Annotated in this window: 23 protein-coding genes; 6 read left to right on the plus strand and 17 right to left on the minus strand. The window is 43.7% G+C overall.

Going from position 1 to position 24974, the window contains the following annotated elements; all coding sequences use genetic code 11:
• Positions 1-33: 33 nt before the first annotated feature.
• Together A8806_RS08510 and A8806_RS08515 are read right to left on the minus strand one after the other, a co-directional pair.
• Positions 34-1014: an ABC transporter permease gene (locus A8806_RS08510; RefSeq protein ID WP_109730765.1), complete on the minus strand. Its 981-nt coding sequence runs from the start codon at positions 1012-1014 to the stop codon at positions 34-36.
• A complete protein-coding gene (locus A8806_RS08515; protein ID WP_330405311.1) occupies positions 1004-2548 on the minus strand; it encodes a sugar ABC transporter ATP-binding protein in 1545 nt (514 codons plus the stop codon). Before A8806_RS08515 ends, A8806_RS08510 begins: the two co-directional genes overlap by 11 nt.
• 274 nt (positions 2549-2822) lie before the next feature.
• Between A8806_RS08515 and A8806_RS08520 the strand changes: the two genes are divergently transcribed.
• On the plus strand, positions 2823-3932 hold the full coding sequence (locus tag A8806_RS08520; protein ID WP_109730766.1) for an ROK family transcriptional regulator: 1110 nt from the start codon (positions 2823-2825) through the stop codon (positions 3930-3932).
• Between the two features lie 63 nt (positions 3933-3995).
• Here the strand turns inward: A8806_RS08520 and A8806_RS08525 are convergent, their stop codons facing one another.
• The 9 genes from A8806_RS08525 to iolC all read right to left on the minus strand — a co-directional run bounded on the left by A8806_RS08525 (position 3996) and on the right by iolC (position 13062).
• Positions 3996-5393, minus strand: a complete 1398-nt coding sequence (locus A8806_RS08525; protein ID WP_109730767.1) for a SpoIIE family protein phosphatase — start codon at positions 5391-5393, stop codon at positions 3996-3998.
• A 159-nt stretch (positions 5394-5552) separates the two neighbouring features.
• Complete coding sequence (locus A8806_RS08530) at positions 5553-5891, minus strand: FtsB family cell division protein (protein WP_109730768.1); 339 nt, start codon at positions 5889-5891, stop codon at positions 5553-5555.
• Between the two features lie 99 nt (positions 5892-5990).
• A complete protein-coding gene (gene yabQ / locus A8806_RS08535) occupies positions 5991-6323 on the minus strand; it encodes a spore cortex biosynthesis protein YabQ (RefSeq protein WP_109730769.1) in 333 nt (110 codons plus the stop codon).
• 8 nt (positions 6324-6331) lie between these two features.
• Complete coding sequence (yabP, locus tag A8806_RS08540; RefSeq protein ID WP_109730770.1) at positions 6332-6616, minus strand: sporulation protein YabP; 285 nt, start codon at positions 6614-6616, stop codon at positions 6332-6334.
• A 98-nt stretch (positions 6617-6714) separates the two neighbouring features.
• Positions 6715-7680 (minus strand): CPBP family intramembrane glutamic endopeptidase, encoded by a 966-nt coding sequence (locus tag A8806_RS08545; RefSeq protein ID WP_109730771.1) that lies wholly within the window; start codon positions 7678-7680, stop codon positions 6715-6717.
• Positions 7681-7963: 283 nt separating this feature from the next.
• Positions 7964-9118, minus strand: coding sequence for an iron-containing alcohol dehydrogenase (locus tag A8806_RS08550; RefSeq protein WP_109730772.1), 1155 nt, complete (start codon positions 9116-9118; stop codon positions 7964-7966).
• Between the two features lie 68 nt (positions 9119-9186).
• Positions 9187-9984, minus strand: a complete 798-nt coding sequence (locus tag A8806_RS08555; protein WP_109730773.1) for a 5-deoxy-glucuronate isomerase — start codon at positions 9982-9984, stop codon at positions 9187-9189.
• 35 nt (positions 9985-10019) lie between these two features.
• Positions 10020-11951: a 3D-(3,5/4)-trihydroxycyclohexane-1,2-dione acylhydrolase (decyclizing) gene (iolD, locus tag A8806_RS08560; protein WP_109730774.1), complete on the minus strand. Its 1932-nt coding sequence runs from the start codon at positions 11949-11951 to the stop codon at positions 10020-10022.
• Between the two features lie 76 nt (positions 11952-12027).
• Positions 12028-13062, minus strand: a complete 1035-nt coding sequence (iolC, locus tag A8806_RS08565) for a 5-dehydro-2-deoxygluconokinase (protein WP_109730775.1) — start codon at positions 13060-13062, stop codon at positions 12028-12030.
• A gap of 476 nt (positions 13063-13538) precedes the next feature.
• On the opposite strand from iolC, the gene A8806_RS08570 reads away from it, so the two are divergent.
• From A8806_RS08570 to A8806_RS08585, 5 genes are all read left to right on the plus strand, one after another.
• Positions 13539-15326, plus strand: coding sequence for a sensor histidine kinase (locus A8806_RS08570; RefSeq protein WP_181368632.1), 1788 nt, complete (start codon positions 13539-13541; stop codon positions 15324-15326).
• On the plus strand, positions 15323-16879 hold the full coding sequence (locus tag A8806_RS08575) for a response regulator (RefSeq protein WP_109730777.1): 1557 nt from the start codon (positions 15323-15325) through the stop codon (positions 16877-16879). The genes A8806_RS08570 and A8806_RS08575 overlap by 4 nt, the downstream gene beginning before the upstream one ends.
• A gap of 123 nt (positions 16880-17002) precedes the next feature.
• Complete coding sequence (locus tag A8806_RS26860; RefSeq protein ID WP_330405312.1) at positions 17003-17278, plus strand: AAA family ATPase; 276 nt, start codon at positions 17003-17005, stop codon at positions 17276-17278.
• Entirely contained in the window at positions 17269-18276 is a 1008-nt protein-coding gene (locus A8806_RS26750) for an ATP-binding protein (RefSeq protein ID WP_330405313.1), read from the plus strand. Before A8806_RS26860 ends, A8806_RS26750 begins: the two co-directional genes overlap by 10 nt.
• Before the next feature lie 352 nt (positions 18277-18628).
• Positions 18629-19522, plus strand: coding sequence for an Rpn family recombination-promoting nuclease/putative transposase (locus A8806_RS08585; protein WP_109730778.1), 894 nt, complete (start codon positions 18629-18631; stop codon positions 19520-19522).
• Between the two features lie 7 nt (positions 19523-19529).
• On the opposite strand, the gene A8806_RS08590 is transcribed toward A8806_RS08585, so the two are convergent.
• From A8806_RS08590 to A8806_RS08615, 6 genes are all read right to left on the minus strand, one after another.
• The gene (locus A8806_RS08590) at positions 19530-20393 is read right to left on the minus strand and encodes an ATP-binding cassette domain-containing protein (RefSeq protein WP_109730779.1); all 864 of its coding nucleotides are present in this window, start codon (positions 20391-20393) and stop codon (positions 19530-19532) included.
• A gap of 8 nt (positions 20394-20401) precedes the next feature.
• A complete protein-coding gene (locus tag A8806_RS08595; RefSeq protein ID WP_109730780.1) occupies positions 20402-21019 on the minus strand; it encodes a hypothetical protein in 618 nt (205 codons plus the stop codon).
• A 12-nt stretch (positions 21020-21031) separates the two neighbouring features.
• Complete coding sequence (locus A8806_RS08600; RefSeq protein ID WP_146203264.1) at positions 21032-21508, minus strand: hypothetical protein; 477 nt, start codon at positions 21506-21508, stop codon at positions 21032-21034.
• A gap of 127 nt (positions 21509-21635) precedes the next feature.
• On the minus strand, positions 21636-22322 hold the full coding sequence (locus A8806_RS08605; RefSeq protein WP_181368633.1) for a hypothetical protein: 687 nt from the start codon (positions 22320-22322) through the stop codon (positions 21636-21638).
• 316 nt (positions 22323-22638) lie between these two features.
• On the minus strand, positions 22639-23751 hold the full coding sequence (locus A8806_RS08610) for a hypothetical protein (protein WP_146203266.1): 1113 nt from the start codon (positions 23749-23751) through the stop codon (positions 22639-22641).
• A gap of 135 nt (positions 23752-23886) precedes the next feature.
• Positions 23887-24927: a virulence RhuM family protein gene (locus A8806_RS08615; RefSeq protein WP_109730784.1), complete on the minus strand. Its 1041-nt coding sequence runs from the start codon at positions 24925-24927 to the stop codon at positions 23887-23889.
• Between the last annotated feature and the right edge of the window lie 47 nt (positions 24928-24974).

Genomic DNA, 24974 nt, shown 5'->3' on the forward strand with positions numbered 1-24974 from the left:
CTTGAACAGTTACAATCCGTTTGAATAACTGCATTATTTCTTATTTTCTGCGGTTTCCTTCACTATAATCACTTTGCGTGATTTTTTTGATTTGCTTACAACATCAAATGCAACTGCAAGAACAATGATTGCTCCTTCTATGATCTGTTGGATATAAGAGTTGACTCCGAGCAGGTTCATAACATTTTCAAGGAACCCGATGATAAACGCACCGGCAATAGTACCGCTTACTGTACCGATACCGCCTGTAAAGGATGTTCCTCCGACGATAGCCGCCGTAAGCCCGGTCATCTCGTATCCGACTGCACCATTCGGAAGACCGGCGTTATTACGTGCCATGAAGATCATTCCTGCGAGGCCGACCATGATTCCATTTAAAATATAAGATATGTAAATACTCTTCTTTGCATTGATTCCGCTTGCCTCTGCCGCCGGCCTGCTTCCACCGATCGCATACAGGCTTCGTCCGTACCTCGTGTTATTGACCAGATACCACACGACAACGGTGACACCGATAATAATAATGACGGGAACCGGGACCGGTCCGACCATTCCCTGGCCGATCTTCACGAATTTACCAAGCTGCAGTATGTTCTGGCCGCCTGTAAAATAAAGAGCAAGACCTCTGGCTGCCTGCTGCATTCCGAGTGTTGCGATAAAAGCAGGGACATTAAAATGTCCGACAAACACGGCATTGATCAGGTTACAGACAATACCTGTCACAAGTGCCGCAATCAGTGCCATCGCCATAGACCCGGTTGATTTATATACGGAAACTGAGAAAACGCCTGCCAGCGCCAGTACCGAACCAACTGACAGATCCAGAAAGCCGCTAATGATCAGCAGCATTTCCCCGTAAGCAATCAGAATGCCGACACAAAGCTGTCTTGTTACATTGATCAGGTTGCTGTACTGAAGGAAATAAGGACTGATAATACTGCAGATAATAAATAACACGATCAGTACAATAAAAATACTTAACTTTTGCATATAGTGCGATGTTTTAGACTTCATTTTTAGCTCCTCCCTGCGATTCCTCATTCACTAACCCAGCCGCATGTTTCATAATGGTCTCCTGCGTAAACGCATCCCTTGATATACAGCCGCTGATTCTTCCCTGGCACATGATATAGATCCTGTCACACATGCCGATCAGTTCCGGCAGTTCTGAGGAAACCATAACAACTGCCCTGTTATCCTTTACAATGTCTGTGATCAGTTTATAGATTTCAAACTTGGCTCCGACGTCTATTCCGCGGGTTGGCTCATCGAGGATCATGACATCAGGGTCGCAGAGCATCCATCTTGATAAGAGGACCTTCTGCTGATTTCCGCCTGACAGGGCAGAGATAGCTGTGTCCAGAGAAGGAGTTTTTACATTCATCTTTGCAAAACTCTTTTTCACCTCATCACGTTCTTTCGACCTGTGCGTATAGCCACTGTAAATAAATTTTTTCAGGCTGGCCAGACTGGCATTTTCGGCTACGCTCCTGACCGGAACGATTCCGTCGTCACGCCTGCTTTCGGAAAGCATGACGAGCTTATGGGAAATGCTGTCGCTGGGACTTTTGATCTTCACTTCTTTTCCATCAATCCTGACGTTACCGGAATCATGCGGGTCCAGCCCGAACACGGACCTCATGGTCTCTGTCCTCCCGGCTCCGACAAGCCCTGCAAACCCTACGATCTCGCCCTTTCTTACATAAAAACTGATATCTTCAAAAATGTCTTTCTGTGTAAAGTGTTCGACTTCCAGCGCTTTTTCACCGATTGACACTTCTTCCTTCGGATATACATTATCCAGCTTACGTCCGACCATGCGTGCAATCACGGTATCCAGATCCAGATCCTCTGCCCGGTCTGTCGATACGACCGCCCCATCCCTGAGGACCGTGATGTCATCCGCAATCCGGAATACTTCTTCCATCTTATGTGATATATATATAATAGAAACGCCCTGCGCTTTCAGCTGCCCAATCTTTTCAAACAGCTGTTCTACTTCTTTCTGTGTGATAGATGAAGTGGGTTCGTCCATGATAATTACCTGTGCATTATTCGTAATTGCCTTTATGATCTCCAGCATCTGTATATCTGAAACGGTCAGTGTCTTTAACTTCTGTTCCGGAGAATACGGAAGATGTTCCTCTTCCAGAAACTTCTTTGCGTCGCTCCTCACCTTTTTCCAGTCAACCTTCCCAAACCTGCTGATTGGAAGACGTCCTAAAAAGAGATTCTCTTCTACGGACAGCTCCGGGACATAATTCAGTTCCTGTGCAATCATAGAAATCCCCAGCTCTCTTGCCTGTATTGGGTTCTTCACTTCCACAGGCTTTTCATCCAGAAATATCTGACCTTTATCGGCCTGATAAAGGCCCATAATAATCTTCATCAGCGTTGACTTACCTGCTCCGTTTTCCCCACAGAGTGCATGCACAGTTCCCTTGCGCACCGCAAAATCAATCCCGCTCAGCGCCTTTACTCCAGGGAATGATTTTTCAACTCCGCTGACGCGCATCTTGATTTCGTCCATCACTTCACCCACTTTCATAAAACTTCTTTCCTTTGTTTTCTAAAGTATAATCCCGCGCTTTACTTTTGTCAATCTTTTTTCTTAAGTTTGTAATTAGTGTATTAATTTAATTAGCTTATTTTGTGCATATTATACTAAAACAGACGTTTTATATTGTGTTTAGATAATTATTTCACAATATCTAAAGTAAACTTCTTTCTTTATCTCGTTAATTTCTTGACCAACTTTTAAAAATAGGTTATCATAAGTACAGACTCAGTCACTCCAATTTATCTACGCAAGGGGGCATATTATGGATGAAAACAATGTGAATTCCAGAAGTTTAGGTGATATTTACCGGATGATCTACCAGTATAAAGAATGTTCCAGACAAGAGATAGCGAACCAGCTGGGAATCAGCCTTCCGACTGTTACGCAGAACCTGAACAAACTGCGCAGTCTGGGCTATATATATAATGCAGGGAATTTTCAATCTACAGGCGGACGCAAACCTACGATCCTGCGCTGTGTTCCTGATGCAAGATGTGCAATGGGAATCGATATTACAAGAAACCATCTTTCTATTGTATTAATTGATTTAGATTTGAATATTATTGCAGGCAAAAGAATCCGGGTGCCTTACGAGGAAACAACCGAATATTTCAACACAATCAGCCGGGAGACAGAGGAAATGATACGAAATAACGTACCTGACCGCTCCAGACTGCTCGGAGCCGGACTTTCCATGCCCGTTATTATCGGCTCTGACCAGAAATCTGTCACTTACGCCACCGTAATCAATGCATCGCCCAACATTTACGAAAAGCTCGCATCCTATATTGATGTCCCGATCCTGATGTTCAACGATTCCAACTCCGCCGGTCTCGCCGAAAGCTGGCGTGCCCATTACACACAACCGATGGTTTACCTTTCACTGAGCAGCAGTGTCGGCGGTGCCAACATGAACAACCAGAATATCTACACCGGAGACAACTGGCGCGGATGCGAATTCGGGCACATGACAATCGTCCCTCACGGAAAGCGCTGTTACTGCGGAAGATACGGATGCCTCGACGCATACTGTTCTTCCAACGTACTGTCCGATTTCACGGGTGGGGACTTAAAAAGATTCTTTACAGAACTGGAAACGAACAAAGGACTGCAGAACGTATTCAATCAGTACATGGACCATCTCGCCATCGCCGTCAATAACCTCAGAATGTGCTACGACTGTAACATCGTCCTTGGCGGTTACGTAGGGGCCTACATGGCCGAATATATCGACACCTTCAGGAAAAAGGCCGTGGACCTCAACCCGTTTGAACAGGACGGCTCCTTCATCCGGGTCTGCCATTACCGCACCGAAGCATCCGCCGTCGGGGCAGCCATTCACTATATCAACCAGTTTATACAAGATTTTTAATGCAACAAAAGCCGTAAAGGGGTCTGACCCCTTTGCGGTCCGTTTTCAGAATATTCTTAAAATTCAACATTCCCAGATCCCGACTACCAGCACGGTCATATCATCTAATGGTGGTGTATCGTTCCAGTTCAGTACCTGTTCGAGGATGTGATGCGCCATTTCTTTCGGATTATTCATTACCGTCCCCTGTATGATTGTCTCAAGGACGATATCCTGTTCCCCTACCGGAAGTGCATCCATGATGCCGTCGGTTACCATGATTACAAAGTCCCCGTCCTCAAGCTGGCGTTTTACGGAGTCTATTTCTATTGTGTGCAGGACCCCGATCGGAAGACTTGTTGAACTTAAGTGTTCTACCTTGTCCTTCTTTTTTATAAATGTAGAGGAGGCTCCTGCCTTGATGATCTCGCATATTCCTGAGTACAGGTCGAATACGCTCATGTCAATGGTGGAGAAATGTATCTCTTCCCTCCCCATGACAAGTGTCGTATTAATCATCTGAATCGCAGTCTTCTCCGGGAATCCGGCCTCCAGCAGTTCTTCCAGCAATTCTATAACGAGCGTGCTCTCTTTGCATGCCTTCTCGCCCGACCCCATCCCGTCGGACAGTGCAACGCCCTGCCTGCCGCCCGGAAGTTCCAGCATCATGAAGTTATCCCCGGATATCTGGCTGCATCCCTTCCCGATTCTGGCAACCCCCTGCAGCGTATAATATGAAGGGCCTTCCATGCACACTACCGTCGTATACTCTTTCCCAAGCATCTGGCAGTGCGCCCCGTCCAGTACAAATCTGCGCCCCATGATTTCCGAAACACCGCGCACCAGCTCTTTTGTTGTCACGCACTCATTCTGCATCGCCCTTGCTGTAATGTGGACTTCATATTTACCTTCCCTGTTCATAAAAAAATTCGTATACAGAATCCGGATTCCTCTTCGCTTCAAGTGAGCGCTGATCTTTTTTTCCAGCCGCTCATCCGTAAACATACTGTCTTCCAGTTCCTTGGCAGTGCTGCGGATCATATCGGCAAATGTATCCATCTGCACGGCGCACCCTTCCCGGCTCTGTGCAATCCTGTTGATCCACATCATATTCTGTCTCGCATCATGAAACGCTTCCAGCATCTCACGCAAAAACCTCGGTGCCATGATACACCGCTGCTGCAGCTTCCTCTTCGTCTCCGTATTGAGCTCATTTCCATAGTTATCCACCGCGGACAAAATCTCGTACCCCATCTGATATGTATGTACAAAATTCTCCCCCCAGCACCACGGGCATTTCTCACAGTTTGTGCATACCTTGCCTTTTACCCTTTCAAACATTTCCTCGATCTCTTCATTGCTGAAGGATTTCTTCTTTTCTTCGAGTGCCAAAAATGTATGTGATAACTGCTTTAACGAGTCAGCAAACTTCTCAATCTGGGCCACATAAGGACTGGCGTGCAGAACTTGTCCATCGTCCATGTTTACCCCTCCTATTCTTTGTATATTCCTTTATAGCAACCATACAGCATTCAGCGTGCAATACCTGTCATTTCCTGGCGAATGATATAAAAAAGAACTTTCTATAGAACAACAAAAGCTCCGGGAATTTCTCCCGGAGCTTATCTTTCGTAATATTCTCTATTTTGCCGCCTTAAAAATGATCTCGTCAGGGTCTACAAGTCCCAGCTTCTCCTCGGCAACTTCTTTTATGTATTCGTCAGTCTTGACATATTCTTCGTATTCTTTTACTTCCTTTGCGCGCTCCTTCTGCTCGCTGATCTGAGCCTTCAGTTCCGCCTCCTGCTGCTTGTAGTCCTTGTTCTTCGCCTGCAGTGTCACTGCATTCACCGTCAGCACACATATCAGCAGGACTAACACAAAAGTAATCACTGCAACGCTCCTGCGATGGTAGCCAAAAGCAGAACTACGTCTCCGGCTTCTGCGCCGGCCTGCCGCCGTTCTTTTCCTATTCGTCATTCATACTCACCCAATTCATCATCATTGCAATCCACATTCCAGTCCCGTTATCGTTCCGGAATGATACAGCAGGTCCCCTTTCTGCTATATGAATTTATTCTATCGGTTTTTACCTTTTCTTTCAAGGCTTTTCTTCATTTTTTCATACATTTTTTTCGCCAAAGAAATGACAAAATTCGCAGCAATTATCCCGCATACTACACCTAGTACAAAGAACCATCGTATACTACCATATGTCGTCATATACATCTGCCGGAACAGATATACACTTACCCCCAGCCAATAGATGAGATCTTCCAAATTGACCACAACAATATGGTGTCTGATCAGCCTTCTGAAGAGCCGGAGTATCTGATAGCTGAATAACACCACAATCCCGGACAGTCCGGCATAAAGAAAAATAATTGCCTCTTTTCCGATTCCCAGCATCATAGGCGTGCCTACTTAAATAATTTTGCAAAGAAGTTTTCATTCGACCTCGCCGCCTGGTTGACATTGGAATAGGCAATACTGTCTATATTTCCCGACAAGTCCACCTCACCCTTTTCCACACTGAGCCGGTTTACATGCAGATCCGTCCCTTTCACCATCAGCATTCCCTGCTCCGTTTCCAACAGGATCTCATTTAAATCGAAAGAAAGAACATCCAGGACTCCGGTGACCATACTTGTCTTTCTATTATTCACAACCAGTTTATGCGCTTTGGGCATTTGTCGTTCTTCCATACACTTTCCCCCTTCAACTGTGCTTTTCTATATATATGAGAGGTTGTTTCAAAATATGTACGGAATCTGGACAGTAAAAACAATTCGGCCGGAAACGGCTATTCGCCGCAGGCCGTGTTTTTATAACCACCGGGGAGTTCAGGTTTCTTTTTGAATTCTTTTGTAAAAATCGCCAGTGCAGGCAGAAGGCCAAACAGAACCATCAGGATCACCGTACGCGGGTTCATTTCCCCTCTGGAAACTCCGGCCATACTGTTGTGAATCATATGGATAATAATGCATACCCATATATTATTCGTCCTCAAGTAAGCCCAGCCAATGAAAATTGCCATACTCACTACTGAAGTTATTCGAACAAGGACAACGGCAGCAAGCTGTGATGGTGTATAAGATCCAAACCATCCGGGATAAAATGGAATATGCCACAATTCCCACAGGACACCCAGAATGATTACACCTTTGCAAAGTCCAAATCTTGTCTGGAGCTTTTCCTGCAAAAACCCCCGCCATCCGTACTCTTCTCCGAGGTAAGCGATACTGCTCAAAAAGATGGCCGGAAATATCGATACTATTGCAAAAAATGTTGCTATAAAACTAAAATTTTCCCAGGATACTGCGATATTTTTAACCAGCTCCAACAGCAGCGCCAGAGCGACCGGCAGCGATGCCATTTTAAAATTCCGGGACGGGCTCAATCTGGGGCATGATATCCATGTATAGAAAAAGACACCCATACTGGCAAGTATTGTCGGCACAAGCATGATATTATCTGCCCCCACATTTTTAAAGAAGCCTGCCATCATCAAGATAAACACGAGTACGTTTATACCAAAATATACGAATATAATATCATTCAAATATCTTGTATTCTTCTTATTCCCGCCCCTGTCATGCATAGCTATAGCCGCCCCCATCGCAGGGAACATCGTTGACAGGTAAATCTGCATGTTTGTGTCCTTCGCTCTATCAAAAAGGAATATAAAACCAACCAGATATGTAAGACCATACGTGATAAAAACATAAATAATCAGCTCCCTTGTATCTCGTTTTCTCTGCGTCTCCATAGTTCTCCCTCACTTTCCCATTTCAGTTTCTCTGAACTCTTTTGAAAATACAAACAAGTTGTTTCGAAACGGAGCTCAAGTTAATTGTATAGTACCCCCCACTTTCAGGTAATACAATATATGTTGCGTGAATGCAGTGATTTCCTGCTTTAATTCCATACTTTCCCAGAAAAAGATAACGAAAAAGGCCGACGGACACATTGAGCATATCACATGTCAAGTGTCCACCAGCCTTTTCCTTTTTGAGAAGTTTATGAAGAAAATGTTGTATCTAAAGTTTGTCTTAGTCCCAGAGGTTTCTGTAAATCTGTTTTACGTCTTCCTCGGTAATGTCTTTCTGTGTGTTCTGCGGACTTCCGCTGTCCATAGCATCTTTCGCCATTTTATCGATTACGTTGAAGAACTTTTCTTTTTCAATTCCGTAACCCTCTAATGAAGGAATCTCCAGTTCTCTGCAGATATTTTCTACAGCGCTTAAGAATTTCTGACTTGCCAGTGTATCTGAACAGGTCTCACCTGCAACGTTGATTGCCCTGCCAAGGTCAGCAAACTTAGCCTCTGCCCCGTCCAGTGCGAATGTCAGGCATTCCTTCAAAAGCATTGCATTAGAGATGCCGTGAGGTACATGGAACAGCGCACCGATCGGGCGGCTCATGCCATGAACGACAGTTACAGATGCGTTGTTAAATGCGATTCCTGCTTCTAAAGCTGCAACAGCCATCTGCTCTCTTGCTTCCACGTTGCTTCCTTCGCTGAATGCGATTGGAAGGAATTTGAAAATCTTCTTTACTGCTGATAATGCAAAGCTGTCTGACAAAGACTGTGCTTTTCTTGAAGTATATGCTTCAATCGCGTGTGTCAGTGCATCCAGACCTGTAGCAGCCGTAATTTTGGGCGGTGCTGTCATTGTAAACTGTGGGTCGATGATTGCCAGTGCAGGCATCAGTACTTTTCCCTTGAGCAGCATTTTGATATCATTTTTTGTATCTGTGATGATCGTAAACTGTGTTGCCTCTGAGCCGGTTCCCGCCGTTGTCGGGATCGCTGCCATGCCGGGGATATTTCCGTCGATAACTTTTCCCATGTAATCAGAAATATTTCCGCCGTTTGCAGCAAGTGCAGCAATCGCCTTCATGGAATCAATCGGGCTTCCCCCGCCTAACGCTACAAGGAAATCACAGCCTTCTTCCTGATATATTTTCAAACCATTTTCGATCATTGTGTCTGTAGGCTCTCCTGCAATATCAGCGTAAATTGCATAATCAATCCCCTGATTCTTCAGGGCTTCTTCTACTTTTGCCGCATTGCCGAGCTGGATCATAACCTGGTCTGTCACAAGCAGAGCTTTTGTTCCTAATCCTTTTAACTGGCTTTCTGCCAGCGTTAATGCGCCTTCTCCCGTAACGATCTGTCCGGGAACGATAAATTCTCTTGCCATCTTTTATATCCTCCTGTACGAATTATTTTTTAATGATATCTGTTCAAATCAGTATTCCGAACAGTTATCTAAAATTCTGCATCATGCAGCCATGTATATCTTTCATCTTCACATCTGTCCGTCTGCAGCCACGGATTGCCCTCGAGGTGGCGGATCATCCAGCATGTGTACATCTGATATCCCGGTGCGACTGCCTGCGGATGCAGTTCTCCTCCCGGGATTGCGGAAAAGCTTCCGTCTGTGCTCTTAAACACCCTGTCTCCTACGAAGCTTGCCCCGAAACCTTCCGGTCTGTCGAACAGGAAGTAATAGGTCTCCGGCTGCGGATGTCTGTGGGGCAGGTAGCCCGACCAGTTTCCGGCATCATTGAGCACTTCGCCGAGCACCATGTTGGATGCAGGCTGGATATCATGGTCAAAAATCGTATTGACACGTCTGTTTGCCACGTTGCCGAATTTTCCCTTGCTTGATCCTGCATATGCCCACGGTGCATCCTTTGGCTCATATAATTTTGCCGCAAATGTATTTTCATTCTTTGTACACTGTACAAGAATTTCTGTATCATCCATATCAGACTGTACACTGACTTCTGTCCCCCTGCTTACATGCAGGCACCAGGGGCCTTCTGTAAAGACATTTTTTCTCCCTGCACGCGCTTCGTGTCCTTCCCAGCGGTATACCAAAGACCCCTTTAGAAGAAGCACGGCCATCTCTTCTGCCGCCTTCACAAAACTGCGTGTTTCTCCTGCTTTCATACGATATACACGGATATCCATCAACATTGCCCTGTATTCATTTTCATAGGTTGTTAAAATCTTTTCACCGGACTCATTATATTCCGGATAACCAAATACTTTTTCTTCCATGACAATACTGCCTCCTTTTAGCATTGCAATATATTCTAATACGCTCTTGCTTCTCGTCTGCCTTCCATTACACCCTCGCATGCTTCTCTGACACTTTCCTTTTCAGATGTAGTAGCAATTCCTACATTCCACCATGAATTGTATCCGTCTGTCATCGTCTTCGGAATTACCTTCAGGTCGATCAGCACTGCATTATCCTGGTTCTTCGCATCTCTCAGAGCTGCTTCCAGCTCTTCGATGGTCCTGACCGTATAAGATTTCAGTCCATATCCTTCTGCAATCTTAGCGTAGTCTACAGGAATCAGGTCACCGGTTGGCTTATTGCCTTCCTGATAGCGGAACTCTGTTGCAATACTTCCGATACCGTGGTTCATTTCCAGATTATTAATACAGCCGAATCCACAGTTGTCAAATACAAGAATATTGATTTTCTTTCTCTGCTGCATTGCTGTCATAATCTCACTGTGCAGCATCTGGAAAGAAGAATCTCCTACTACCGTATATACTTCATTATCAGGCTCAGCGATTTTTACACCGAGCGCTGCCGCCACTTCATAACCCATGCAGGAATATCCGTACTCTGCATGATATCCGCCTCTCTTGTCAGTGGTCCAGATTCTCTGCATACAGCTAGGGAGACTTCCGCCTGCTGTGATGATCGTCGCATCCTCATCAATTACTCTGCGGATCGCACACAATGCCGCTGTCTGTGTGATGCGTCCGTCTGTCAGTTTTACAAATTCAGGAATCGTACGTGGGTCTCTTGCCTGAATCATTGGTTCGAAATTTTCTTCCTGATACCTGTAATTTGCAAGACGCTCCATCTCCGCATCCCATTTTGCTTTTTCTGCTTCGATTTCTCCGTTATAAGATGACTGGTAGCCTTTTGCACGCAGCTTTTCTGCAAGCGCTTCTACAGTTGCTTTTGCATCGCCTACTGCTTTTACGGCATCCATCTTATATGCATGGAATCTGGAATTATTTATCGTAACAAATTTGACATCTTCATTCTTATACTGTCTCTTTGAGCCTGTCGTAAAGTCAGACATCCTGCTTCCGATTGCAATGACAACATCTGCGTCCTCTGCAATATCATTTGCCGCCAGAGTCCCTGTCACCCCGATACCGCCAAGGCAGTATGGGTGGCTTGACCTGCAGGCACTCTTTCCGGCCTGACTCTCGCCAAACGGAATCTTAAATTCTTCACAGAATTTCTCAACCGTCTCGCCTGCCTCTGAGTATTTCACACCGCCGCCTACAACGATCAAAGGCTTCTTCGCTTCTGCGATAATCTCGGTGATATCATTAATCTCTTCCTCAGCCGCTGCCTGTCTTGTAATTCTGTGCACCCTCTTTTTAAAGAAATAATCCGGGTAATCGTAAGACTCACCCTCAACATCCTGGCAAAGCCCAATGCACACTGCCCCTGTCTCTGCCGGGTCCGTCAGGACACGCATTGCATTAATCATTGCTGACATGAGCTGTTCCGGACGAACAATTCTGTCCCAGTACTTGCAGACCGGCTTAAATGCATCATTCGTTGTAACTGCAAGGCTTGAACTCTGCTCTAACTGCTGAAGCACAGGGTCCGGCTGGCGTGATGCAAACGTATCCGCCGGGAACACAAGCAGCGGGATATTATTTACTGTCGCCGTAGCACAGGCCGTTACCATATTTGCAGCTCCAGGTCCTACAGAAGATGCACAGGGAATAATTCTTCTCCTGTTATTCTGCTTCGCAAACGCTGTCGCCACATGGCACATCCCCTGCTCATTTCTCCCCTGGTATACATTCAGCTGTCCCGGATTCGTATCCAGCGCCTCCCCAAGACCTACCGCAATACCATGTCCGAATATCGTAAAGAATCCCTCTACAAACTTCGTCTCCACTCCGTCAAACTCTACATACTGATTATCTAAAAACTTCACCAGTGCCTGTGCAACTGTCATTCTTGTTGTACTTGCCATTATCCTAATCTCCTTTCATTTTCAAAGGGGTCAGACCCTTTTGCGCTCCGTTTTCTGAATATTCTCAAAATTCTATCTACACACGTGCGATCATTTCGCCGAATTTTTCTTTTTCTTCTTTGATGAATGCGTGTACTGCATCCGGTCCCGGAAGGGAATCGGAACAGTTGTTACTGCGTACCATCATGGATGCTTCTGCTGATCCGAATTCCAGACAGTCGATGACTTCCCAGCCCTGGTACAATCCATATAAGAAGCCTGAGCCGTATCCGTCTCCGCCGCCAAAACCTTTCCTTGCTTCTACAGGGAATGGCTTGATGCTGTACTTTTCTCCGTCACAGGTATATGCGGTGGAGCCCTTCATTCCATGCTTGATTACTACGATCTTTGCATTGTATGACTGCCATGCTGCAGCGGATTCCTCGTCACTGCGTCCCGGCTGGATCAGTGCTTCTGTCAGGTCGAATTCTTCTCTTGATCCCATGATGATGTCAGACTCTTTTGCTACGATGGAATAGTAGATTGAAATCTCGTCAGCATTTTTCCAGTTATATTCCCTGTAATCAATATCAAAGATAATCTTTGTATCATTTTTCTTAGCCAGCATTACCGCTTTAATCGCTGCTTCTCTGGACGGGCTTTCTGCCAGTGCCGTTCCTGAGATCAGGATGGCCTTTGCACTCTTTATGTAATCTTCGTCGATATCATCTACAGAAAGCTGAAGGTCTGCTATGCAGTTGCGGTACATCAGGATGCTGCTTTCCTTTGGTGAAAGCATTTCGGTAAATGTAAGCCCAAGCTTTTCGCCGTTTACACATCTTGTAATATGTGAGGTATCGATCCCCGCTTTGTCAAAATACTCTGTAACAAAATCGCCGAACTGGTCGTCAGAAACTTTTCCGATAAATCCGGCTTTCATACCGTGTCTTGTAACACCCACAGCAATATTCGCAGGAGAACCGCCCACGTACTTTTCAAACATATGTACATCCTTCAGCGGTTTGAATTCTTCTTTCACCTGTTCGTTATATGCAGGGTTAAAATCAATTGCAACTCTTCCCAGAAGAATCAGGTCTAACGGTCTTGTTTCATCAAATGTTACATACTTCATAACTTTCACCTCATCATAATTTTCTTGAATCGTCAAAGCGGATATTCGTTGTCCTCTTTGCTAAATGTTTCCGTGCAGCTTGCCGTGTGTCTGTAATGCATATGCTCCGTCTCAATGCGTGCTTTATTTTCTTTTCTTTGTGCTTTTATAATATCACGCACGCACTATGCGTGCAAGCACTTTTGTTGTTTTTCCTGCTTTTCTACATATTTACCAAAATTCACCGTCGTATTTTTAGCAATTTTACTATTCTTTCAACACACATATTAGGTGTGTGCTTTTGTGTGCTTTATTTTTCTTTGTAATATCATGCACATTTTATGAGTGCATTATTCTTTTCTGCACACTTTGTACGCAAAATGTACTATAATATAATTATAAGACGTCAGGATTTCGGGAACACGAAATGCGGCGAAATCCACAGGCATCAAGGAGCAGGAAACCTTTTGAATTTCCCGGACAGGAGTTTTCAGAATATGTTTAAAAAATTAGATTTTCAGAAAAAAATATTTATCAGCTTTTCACTCATCATTTTGCTTATACTGTTCTCCAGCGCATATATTTTTGTGAACTACAATACATCCCTGCTCAAAGAAAATGTGGAGACTTCCAGCATGGATTCCCTGATTTCCATACAGAACCAACTGGATGACGACCTCATGGGAATGGACCAGATGCTCAAAGCTGCTCATGCTTCGTCTGATTTTAAGGACCTTGCATTCTCCATACCGGAATCCCCGCTAAATTATTTTTCCCAGCATGCCTTTGAGACCGACACGGCGCACTCCATCCTCGTCTCTTACCTGACAACCCGGGACAAGTATTCAACTTTCGTATATGTAAGCCAGTATTATGACGCCTTACGCATCAGTAATTCCAGCTACCGGGCAAACATTCTGTCAAAGGAAAGTATTTCTGCGCTCCCCCAGGTAAAAGAGGGTCTTACCACTTCTCAATACCAGCTGTATTACCCGCCCCACATAGATGCCTGGTCTACACAGGATTATGTGTATTCCGTAGTCCGTCCAATCCGGGATACCTTCCATACATATGGGATTCTGGAGTATCAGAAAAGTGTTTCCGACTTAGATAAGCTGGTGGAAAATGCCGCAATTACGGATATCCGCCAATTTTCTATTATAGGTGAAAATACTTATACCTATTACCAGTATGATTCCTCCTCGGATTATTACACCTCCGTACCGGGCCTGATGCAGAAAATCACTTCCAGCGATAAGGGAATGTATTACCTGAATGACACCACCCTGCTGTGTTTCGTCCGCTCCCCGCTGACAGGCTGGATACTCGCTATTGAGCGTGACATTGACCCCCTTTTATCTAATATCAGACAGTTTGCATTCATCATATTTATCTCATATTTTATGGCCCTTTGCCTGCTCCTTTTGTTTTTATATATCATGACACGCAACCTGACACGGCCGCTGCGTGCACTGAAAGACGATCTTTCTGCACTGGAAATGGATCAGGATATTCAGCTTCCCAAGTCATCCGGAAATGACGAAGTGACAATCCTTACCGTGGCCATTGAAGAAACACTAAATAAACTCAGACTGCAGAACAGCCAGTTGATCAACACGCGGAAGCGGGCGCTGCAGGCACATTTTGAGGCGATGGAAGCCCAGCTCAATCCCCATTTCCTTTACAATACCCTGTCCGTAATCGGAGCCTGCGGCATGGAGACCGGCAGCCGCACCGTACCTAAAATGTGCACCGAACTTTCTAATTTACTGCGCTATTCCATCAGTTATACACACAAAAATGTTTTCCTGAAAAATGAACTCGAAAACGTCAAAAGTTATCTGTTTATTATGAAAATCCGATACGAACACATGCTGGATTACTCCTGGGATATTGATGAGTCAGTTCTGGATATCCAGGTACCCAAGCTGATCCTGCAGCCTATTATCGAGAACTGCTTCCAGCATGGATTCGCTGACACCCCTCCGGTATGGCGTATCCATATCAGACTCGGGCAGAAGGACGGAAACTGGTATGCCGCGGTTACCAACAACGGGACACCGTTTGCAGAAACAAAAATAAAGCAGTTAAAGGAACGTCTGCAGTACTTTAAAGAACATGTAGAAGAATCCTCCGACACCGAGTTCAGCAAAGAAAAGATGGGATTCGGCCTCGAGAATACAGTGCTCCGCCTGTATATTTACTATCAGGGCAGAGAAACATTCCAGATTTATGAAACAGAAGAAAAAGAAACGACAGTTGAAATTGGAGGTCCATTAAAATGAGTCACAAGATCCAGATCATGCTTGTAGAAGACGAGCCTGCTATTTTGAGAGGCCTGTCCGCGAATATTACGCAGTGCTCGAAAGATTATGAAATTATCGGAACCGCTTACAACGGAATCGACGCCCTCGAGGCAATCCGCACGCAAAAACCGGATATCGTAATTACGGATATCCGTATGCCTATGATGGACGGCCTTGACCTGATCGAAGCCGCCCGGGAATTCTGCCCGGACACTTATTTTGTCATTCTGACCGGTTATGCAGAATTCGAATATGCCAAACGCGCCATGAAACTCCAGGTCGTCGACTATCTGCTGAAGCCCGTAGATCCGGATGCTCTGGAAGAACTGCTCGGCAGGCTCGAAGGGAAGCTCCTGCAAAATTCAGAAAAGGATATCCGCAATTACCTTACACAGAATCTTTCCCGCGACTCGGAACATACAGTTGACTATAACCCTCTGGAAGGCAGTACCCTTTACTTTCTCTTTGCATTTTACGGCACCGTTGCCAGCGGCATGTATATCGAGCTTGCAACCGGAAGCCTGATTGCTCGGGACAGTGACTACAGCTTTCTGGATGGCATATCCGAATCCTGCAGGATGCGCATCATGGCTCTTAGGGGAAACTATCTGAACGAAACTGTTTTTGCCATACTGACGGACTCCGATTCCCCGGTATCTGCAAAAGAAGTGGAGGAAACTGCACGCAGAATACATAAACAGCTTTTTTCGGAAGACGTATTCGTCAGCTGTATTCTCTCAAATCCCATATATGAAGGACTGGATATCCCATCCCATGTGCGCAGCTGTTACCTCTGCGCTGCATCACATATTATATTTGGCCAGAGCCGTTTCTTCTGCCAAAATGAAAAGGCACCGGTTGAATCCGGATATATAGAAAATATGACGGTTACGGAGGAGGCAAAGGAACTTCTCAAAATGCTGAAACCTGCCATGACGCCGGCTGATATTGAAACGCTCTGCCAGGGGCTCACCGGCATCTGGTCAGAAAAGGATGCCACCCAGCTTCAGATCCAGACTGACCTGCGGTATGCACTCAATACAGCCGCAAGAAAATCTGATTCCGGACATGAAATAAGCACGGATCCGGCCGAACTGCTCGCGTCCTCATCCTCCTACGAAGAACTCTGCCAGAACCTCAAACTGGAGTTCACCAAGCTCTGTACAGGACACAGCAAGGCAGCAGATAAGGTGCCACACACGCAGGCCCTTGCATGGAAGGTCCGCGATTATCTGGATCAGAATTATACCTGTACCGTCACATATAAAAATTTTACAGAAATATTCGGATACAACGAGAAATATATCAGTTATATCTTCAAAGAGGAATTTTCTATTTCCCCGAGCAAATACATCCTGAAACTAAGAATGACTGCTGCCAAAAACCTGATGCGTCAGCATCCTGATATGCTCCTTAAAGATGTGGCGGAAGCGGTTGGATACGATGACCAGTTGTATTTCAGCAGGGTGTTTAAAAATAGTGAGGGAATGTCGCCGAAAGCTTATCAGAAACTGGAGGGAGAGAAAAAATAGATGTTTGTTTGCGAAAATCGGGCTTGCAGAAGCCGCAGAGGATGCACTTGTTTTTGCATAATCTTTCAAAGTTCTTTATATACTAAAGTTATGCCGCATGCGGCAAAAGTTAGAGGTGATGTTATGATTAAACGAGATTATTATCTAAACCGCCTAATTCACAATATGTGGAATGGCGAAATAAAGGTGATTACCGGTATCCGCCGCTGTGGAAAATCCGTTCTTCTGTTTGACTTGTTCTATGAGTATCTGCTTTCCCAAGATATAAAGGAAGAACAAATTATTCGTCTGGAGCTTGACCAGAGAAAGTATTATAAGTACCGCAACCCGATTACTCTTTGTGACTATGTAGACTCCATCGTAAACAGCAAAAAGAAACAAAATTCTATTTGTTTGTAGATGAAGTTCAGTTCACAATCAAAGTCAAAGATGAAGAAAATGGCGGCATTGAGGTAACCATTTACGATATGCTCAACGAACTGAAAGCCTACAAAAACATGGATGTCTATGTAACAGGCAGTAACTCTAAAATGCTTTCCAAAGATATTGCCACAGAGTTTCGTGGCAGAGCAACACAAATTCACGTATATCCGTTGTCCTTTGACGAGTTCTATTCTCATATTGGCGGCGAAAAACGTAATGCACTGGATCAGTATATGCTTTATGGCGGTATGCCGCGCATTGTCGCCCTTACGGATGAGAAAGAAAAGAAAACTTATCTCTCCAACTTATATGAAGAACTCTATGTGAAAGACATCGTAGAGCGTAATAAACTTGAGAGGGAAGATATTCTCAACGCGATTTTGGACTTTATTGCCTCACAGATTGGCTCTCTTACCAACCCAACCAATATCGCCAATGCCTTGACCTCCATGCGTCATGAGCCGATCAACAATACGCTTGTTTCCGCTTATCTTACACATACTATGGACTCTTTCCTGATTGAACGCGCCAAGAGATACGATGTGAAGGGCAAGACTTATTTCAACTATCCGAACAAGTATTATTACACCGACCTGGGGCTGCGTAATGCTCGTTTGAATTTCAGGCAGTACGATCCCGGTCGCATTATGGAGAACGTCATTTACAACGAGCTTGTAAAGCGTGGCTATTCTGTAGATGTTGGTGTAGTAACAGAGCGAAAGAAAGACGAGCGCATCCAGCGTGAAATCGACTTCGTTGTAAATGATGGCGACCGGCGCATTTATATCCAGTCTGCATATCAGATGGACACGGAGATGAAGGAGAACACAGAGCTTCAGTCCCTGAAACTCACAGGTGATTTCTTCAAGAAAGCCGTTATTCGCATGGATATTCCTCATAACTTTTATGACGATAACGGATTTTTTCATTGCAATCTGATTGACTTCCTGCTTGGTGATGCAGAACTGTTCTAACCTGTAAAGCCCGCCATAACCAGCGGGCTTTATAATAAATTATCCGGCAGTCACTTTTTTCCCCGCTCCCTGTCTTAATTTCGTCAAATTGCCTAATTGCTCTTTCCATTATCCCATGCTATACTCGCATCAGAAACTTCGAAAGGTATTCACCTTTCATTTTTCAATCGGCAGTTCGCCGGTTTACCCAATTAATTACTTATTAGAACCGCAGAAAACAATGAATCCTCTACATTTTTAAGGTACTTCTGTCTTTTACATATACATATATCATGATATGATAATAATAAATCAGAATAACTCCTTACATGTGTACCATTCGTTTTCTGCACAGGAAAGGAGATTCCATTTTATGATCAAAAACAACTTTATTATGTTACCCACTGTAGACTTTTGTTTCAAGGAACTGATGCAGAACCCTAAAGTCAGGAAAGGCTTCATTTCAGCCCTTCTCAATCTTCCCCCAGAAGAAGTCGAAGACACAGTCCTCTTACCCACGTTGCTTTCGAGAGACTCGGCCGATGACAAGCTGGGAATTATGGATGTACGGGTACTGCTAAGAGATGGGACGCAGATGAATATGGAAATGCAGGTCAAATACTTTGAATACTGGGATGAACGCGCCTTGTTCTACCTTAGTAAGATGTTTGACAGCCAGATCCATAAAGGCGAGTCCTATGAAAAGCTGCAAAAGTGTATTCATGTAAGTATTTTAGACTTCATCCATTTTCCGAATGATAAAGAATGTTACCGCAGGATTCATTTCCGGGATGATAAAACCTCTGATCTATATTCGGACAAAATGGAGCTTCAGATTTTGGAACTGAAAAAACTGCCCCCTGAAGTTAAAACCGGAGAGGATGTTCTTGCATGGATGAAGTTCTTCAGTGGAAAAAGCAGAAAGGAGTTTCAGACTATGGCTAAGACAAACGAATATCTCGATGAAGCATACAATACACTGCTCAATCTGAGTGCCGACGAGAAGAAACGTCTGGAATATGAGGCCCGGGAAAAAGCATTAAAAGATTATAATACCCAGATCAGCAGTGCTGAAAAGAGGGGACTTAAAGCCGGGGAGGAAATGGGACGCAAGGCTGGGGAAGAAGCCGGAATGCGTAAAGGCAAAGAGTTGGGCGTTCAAGAGGCCCGTCAGGTTTTCAAACTATATATGCAGGGCAAATCACAGGAAGAAATTGCGGACCTCTGCAATATCAGTATAGACAAAGTGAAACAGATATTGGAATAGCTCTCCCTCATGTTTCCAGACGATATAAGTAAACATCCTCTAAAGAGGGAGCTGCCTCCCTATACTGATAGGATGCCGGCTGATTCTCAGAGAGTACTCTCACAACGACTTCATCATTAGACCGGTATAGATTACCGATACGATATTCTTTTTTAACCTGCTTTAACTGCTGTGAAGCAATCGTCAGTTCAAATACTTTCCCGCGTATTTTCTGCTGCAGTACATCAGGAGGAGCCATATCTAATAATCTTCCGTCTTTCATGAGAAGTATTTCTTTTGATATAAACTCTATATCTGAGACAACATGGGTTGCAATAAAGACGATTTTATCCTTGCTTAAATCTGATATTAAATTACGCAGGCGGATTCGCTCTCTCGGGTCCAGCCCCGCGGTAGGCTCATCAAGTATCAGTATTTTAGGATTATGCAGTAAAGCCTGAACAAGTAAAACCCTCTGCTTCATGCCGCCTGATAATTGTTTTAACTTTTTATAACGTACAGACTGCAGGTTCAAAAGCGATAATAGTATGTCCATATTTCCCAATATTCTTTTTTTACTCATACCTCGCAGAGCACCCATATACAGCAAAAACTGCTGTACCGTAAAAACGTCATATAACTGCTGTTGTTGAGGCATATACCCCATGATCTTACGGTATTCTTCTTTCATATCCAGAATATCTGTACCATCCAGAAGAATCATTCCACTGTCCCGAAGAATATTGTCCGTTAGAATATTCATTAATGTTGTCTTCCCCGCCCCGTTTGGTCCGAGAATCCCGTAAATACCATCCTCAAAAACAGCATTAAAATCAGATAATGCTGTTTTTGAGCCATAACTTTTGTTTAAGTTTTCCACCCAGATCTGCATATCTACTCCTATCGGCTTCCTTTACATGTTTTATGGAAACTCCATATGCAAACACAAGGAAGCGCTATTATAAACATCATTGCATAGCACACTTTTACTGTATTACTGCTCTGGAGCAGTCTGTGCGTCTCCAATATTCCGTTCAATGAAAATTGGCTGACTACAAAAAATCCATTCCACTCCAATATCAATGGCAATATGAAGACTACCGCCGCAATAACCATCGTTATTATAGAATCTTTTACCCACGTTGATAATGCCATCACCGTAAAAACAAGAATCATCATTCCCAGAAACTGTCCCACAAAAACAAGTATGACATATTCTGCAATTGTATAATTTCCTGTGAACTGCGATGCACTGCTCAAAGACTGTACTCTCACATTCCATAATTCCATCGGGTACTGCCTGCCGATCTGCTGCAGCATCGGTATCCTAACCAGTATCGCGGTTATAAATACAAAGAAAGAAACGGAAAGTAATTTATTACATAGTAAATTCCTTCTTCCATATCTGGTACTTCTAAGCAGATTGATAACCTGCAAATCATATTCCTTACCCAGAGATACGGATGCTGTATAAACTGCTGCAATTACACACAACAATATCATACTTCCCGTATACATTATACTCCTCTCTCAAAGAAGTATCTCAAATCCAGTCTCATAAACCAGACAAAGACTATGTTCCGGATCGCTGGCATTCCGGCCCAGAACATACTGTACCTGATTATACGCCCTCATAAATCCACCATAAGTATACATGGCATTGCTCTTTTTATGTAAAACTTCCTCTTCTGAAAGTCCACTTTCTTCCGCTGTCATACTAAATATGGCATCATATTCTTCCTTCTTTTCTTCAAAATACTGTACTTTCTCCCAAGTTAATCCTCCCTCATTTTCCAACAGGTAGTAACGGTATACGTCCTCTGACATATCTGAATATTCTATATTTCCCCGGCTCAAAACAATGGCCGCAGCCAGAAGGGCACCTCCTAGTATAATTGCTTTATGAACAAAACAGACTTTATATAATTCGTGCAAAAATAAATCCGGCACAATAATTACTTTTTTTCTGAAATAATGCGGTCCTTCTTTTTCTCTGCGTATTCTCACCTTCGGAGTCCGCCTAAAACTTTTGCAGTTTACAAAGTACAACAGCACTGCCATAAATAATATAAAGACTGCGAAGACCTTTCCTGAACTCACTGGATAATCAAGAAAGTTGAGATTTCTATATTTTTCAAAGACAGGATATACTTTTATATATTCCATGATATTTATATATCTTAAAAAAGCAGCAGCCAGTAAACCGGCAGAACCTTTCACCTTCTGCGCGAACAGCATTGCCAGCAACAGAATAACATACGATAAATTTCAAAACCAGGTACAAAACCAAATATTCCAGCACCGAAAGCCTGAACGGACTTTCATACAATATTGTTACAGACTGCACAGATCTCGCAGGATCACCAAACCCATATTTACAGCAGCCGATCAGATAGTTTCCCCCATAAAAAACAAGCACACAGAAAAGTACGATACCTGCCCCCGAGAAAACCTTTGCGCGAATCACACTTTGCCGCCCCCGGTATGTTGATTTTAAAAGGGCATACAGTTTAAATTTCCGTTCTTCAAAAATCAAAAAGTAAACTGCGGCTATAATGATCAGAAACATACAAAAATCTGTAAATTCTGACCTTGTTGCTAAAATCACGCCTTCTGATACATCTGTTGTCACATGAATCCCCTGTAGTTTTTTAAAAACTGCCGGAGTTTTCTGTGCACTCCTGTATGCATATGACCGGTCATCCGAAAAAATAACAGATGTCATCTGCTCAGCCTTCTGTTCTATCTCCTCCAGATAAAGATCATAGTTTTGTGTCTGCTGTAAATTTTTTGTGAGTTCGGCAAACAGCTCTTTCTCCAAAATCAAGTTCCCGGTATAACTTGGTTCCGTCCCTATTTTTTCTTTTTTATTTTGAATCCATTTAGCCTGCTCCTCCTGAGGGACCGCTGACAGGTCCTGATAAACAGCTTTTACACTCTCCGGGCGAAACTGCTGGTTTTTTATTGTTTGAAAGACCGTCCAAATATTCAAAAGAAAAAGGAGGATAAAAAGGCACCAGAAAAAGGGGTACCCAGAAAACTTTTTAAGTTCATATTTATAAGCATCCAGAACTTCCTCCCCCTTTCAAGCCTATTTAAGTCACTGTTCACAGACATGCCCGTAAACAGTTACCCGTCTAATTCAAAATATTCCCCCCGCTGTCCACAGGGTTTGACATACTGGACACCTTAGGCTCAATCACAATCTTTATATCATCCGTTCTATTAAGCAGTGCCTGCTTATCTTCATATGCATACCAGGTTACCGTATCAGTCACATCTTTTTCAATCTCTGTCTGCTTTACATACCTAAAAAACATCCCGTTTTCCGTCTCGCTGCTAAAACCATTAAACTGTATGCCCTCTTCCTTTTCCATCTGGTCCGGCAGCTCCAGTCTTACACTTGGTGTATCCTCGTTTTCTTTCAGAAACACGCCTTTTTGGGTCTGGTCCATAGTATAAGCGCCAAATATAACCCCGTCCCCAAAGGAAGTCTGTAAATTGACGGTCACAACGTCATCCCCCAGCAAGTCAATGATTTCTTCCTCACTGACGTAAACCCGGTCTTCCTTTTTATCCATATCAAAATAATGAATACTGCATGCATCATTGTCCGAAATATGTACATAATAAAAACCATCTTTACGGGGAATTACCTGCTGGTACCCTGTACCGTTTATCGGTATTTTCTCAGACTGCGCTGTACTATATTCCAAACTATAAAATGCCATCGACGATTCATCGCCCATTGAATAAATCTGATATTCCTCCGTTCCGCCTAAAAGATAAATGCCATGTCCAATATCCGTATGTGAGATTATTTTTTCGGTATCCAACGTATCCAAATCAAGCGTATATAAATCCCATGTCAGTTCCATATCTGAATCACTCTCTTTTGGAACCTCACTGGACAAACCAAAAGTTGTATAATACAATTTTGACTGAACCAGTAAAAAATCCTGCAGTACAGATCCTGCCGGGAACTCCCCTAAACGTTCTTTGTTGCCCCCGTCTAAATCCGATGCAAATACCTCCATTTCCCCTTTTGATTCCAGCTTTATTCCATACAAATGACCGGAATAAGGAAATATTGCCTCATATTCCATCGCCGCATTGCACGTGGAACCACGGTCAAGTCTAGGCGATAAATGCCGGCAGTCCGGCTTATTGCAGACAGGTACAGCACTGGCATTTTCATAATCTACATAATAGGAGATGCCGTCTACAACCATAAATTCCCCACTGCCCACTCTGGCAGGCCCATGAGAAAAAATGTCAACATTGCTTTCTGATTACTCGCGTATATTTTAACTATTGTGTATTCAAATCAAACAAATATCAAAAGAGAGAGATTCACCATTCCTCTATCAATTCGTCTATTTTGTTCATTCCCCACCACCGTCTTCCGATGTATTCTCTTCCAACATAAAACGGTCAAAATCGCTTTCAAAAAGGTGGTCTTGCTTTACCCTGTATTTTTCAAATTCAGATTCTGCATACTGTTTGGCAATTTCAGCAGATATTTTACCTGCGCTAGTTAGGATTTCCTTTTGTGAAAGACGAAGAACACCCTCAAACTGTTTTGCCCAGTCCTCCATAGTCATAGGAACCTCTTCCTCCGCTTTCATTTCAGCAAGATCAAGGTATGCACTGACGATTCTGGACATCGCCCTCAATTCTTTTTCGGTTAGATAATTCTTGGCAACCGACACGTCAAATTTCTGTATTTTCCCACCTGGTGCATCTTTCCATGTGGTAAGTCCCATATGCTCTTTTTCACTGTCTGCACGATGATATATCACTTCTGCAGCTGTTTCGCCGTGAATCGCCCAATGAAGTTGATTCTGAACACGGGCAAAAAATTGCCTTGTCAGGTTTGCCTTTGGATCGTAGTCAATACTGGTAGCATAAATGTCCGTGATTTTCTGATAAAAACGCCGTTCAGAAAGCCGGATTTCACGAATGCGCTGTAACTGTTCTTCAAAATAGTCTTTTGTCAGAACAGTTCCGCCGTTTTTGAGCCGTTCATCGTCCATAGCGAAACCTTTGATTGTATATTCTTCAATAATATCATTTGCCCATTTACGGAACTGTACCGCCCGCGGAGAATCTACTCTATTTCCTACAGAAATAATAGCTTTCAAATTATAATGCTTTGTATCATATTGTTTGCCATCGCTGGCAGTTACTCGAAAAATTCGAGTAACTGAATTCTCATCCAATTCGCCTGTTTTAAAAGCTTTCTGCAGATGGTAGGTGACTGTATGAGATTCTACATTATAAAGCAATCCCATCATTTTTTGACTTAACCACACATTTTCATCTGCATAAATAGCATTCACATCGCTTTGACCTGTGGCAGTTAAAAACGTAAGATACTCTGCGGCCGAAGAACGTACAATAGAAATCTCCTTTTTCTTTTTCATACGCCCACCTCGATTTCTTCGATGATATTACGAATAGCTTCTCGCAG

This window comes from Faecalicatena orotica (genome assembly GCF_003149245.1).
GTDB lineage: Bacteria > Bacillota > Clostridia > Lachnospirales > Lachnospiraceae > Faecalicatena_A > Faecalicatena_A orotica.

What these genes read in the sequence shown, in the direction of transcription:
- A8806_RS08510 (WP_109730765.1), bottom strand. Translation starts at nt 1,014, where the DNA reads ATGAAGTCTAAAACATCGCACTATATGCAAAAGTTAAGTATTTTTATT.
- A8806_RS08515 (WP_330405311.1), bottom strand. Translation starts at nt 2,548, where the DNA reads ATGAAAGTGGGTGAAGTGATGGACGAAATCAAGATGCGCGTCAGCGGA.
- A8806_RS08520 (WP_109730766.1), top strand. Translation starts at nt 2,823, where the DNA reads ATGGATGAAAACAATGTGAATTCCAGAAGTTTAGGTGATATTTACCGG.
- A8806_RS08525 (WP_109730767.1), bottom strand. Translation starts at nt 5,393, where the DNA reads ATGGACGATGGACAAGTTCTGCACGCCAGTCCTTATGTGGCCCAGATT.
- A8806_RS08530 (WP_109730768.1), bottom strand. Translation starts at nt 5,891, where the DNA reads ATGACGAATAGGAAAAGAACGGCGGCAGGCCGGCGCAGAAGCCGGAGA.
- yabQ (WP_109730769.1), bottom strand. Translation starts at nt 6,323, where the DNA reads ATGATGCTGGGAATCGGAAAAGAGGCAATTATTTTTCTTTATGCCGGA.
- yabP (WP_109730770.1), bottom strand. Translation starts at nt 6,616, where the DNA reads ATGGAAGAACGACAAATGCCCAAAGCGCATAAACTGGTTGTGAATAAT.
- A8806_RS08545 (WP_109730771.1), bottom strand. Translation starts at nt 7,680, where the DNA reads ATGGAGACGCAGAGAAAACGAGATACAAGGGAGCTGATTATTTATGTT.
- A8806_RS08550 (WP_109730772.1), bottom strand. Translation starts at nt 9,118, where the DNA reads ATGGCAAGAGAATTTATCGTTCCCGGACAGATCGTTACGGGAGAAGGC.
- A8806_RS08555 (WP_109730773.1), bottom strand. Translation starts at nt 9,984, where the DNA reads ATGGAAGAAAAAGTATTTGGTTATCCGGAATATAATGAGTCCGGTGAA.
- iolD (WP_109730774.1), bottom strand. Translation starts at nt 11,951, where the DNA reads ATGGCAAGTACAACAAGAATGACAGTTGCACAGGCACTGGTGAAGTTT.
- iolC (WP_109730775.1), bottom strand. Translation starts at nt 13,062, where the DNA reads ATGAAGTATGTAACATTTGATGAAACAAGACCGTTAGACCTGATTCTT.
- A8806_RS08570 (WP_181368632.1), top strand. Translation starts at nt 13,539, where the DNA reads ATGTTTAAAAAATTAGATTTTCAGAAAAAAATATTTATCAGCTTTTCA.
- A8806_RS08575 (WP_109730777.1), top strand. Translation starts at nt 15,323, where the DNA reads ATGAGTCACAAGATCCAGATCATGCTTGTAGAAGACGAGCCTGCTATT.
- A8806_RS26860 (WP_330405312.1), top strand. Translation starts at nt 17,003, where the DNA reads ATGATTAAACGAGATTATTATCTAAACCGCCTAATTCACAATATGTGG.
- A8806_RS08585 (WP_109730778.1), top strand. Translation starts at nt 18,629, where the DNA reads ATGATCAAAAACAACTTTATTATGTTACCCACTGTAGACTTTTGTTTC.
- A8806_RS08590 (WP_109730779.1), bottom strand. Translation starts at nt 20,393, where the DNA reads ATGCAGATCTGGGTGGAAAACTTAAACAAAAGTTATGGCTCAAAAACA.
- A8806_RS08595 (WP_109730780.1), bottom strand. Translation starts at nt 21,019, where the DNA reads ATGTATACGGGAAGTATGATATTGTTGTGTGTAATTGCAGCAGTTTAT.
- A8806_RS08615 (WP_109730784.1), bottom strand. Translation starts at nt 24,927, where the DNA reads ATGAAAAAGAAAAAGGAGATTTCTATTGTACGTTCTTCGGCCGCAGAG.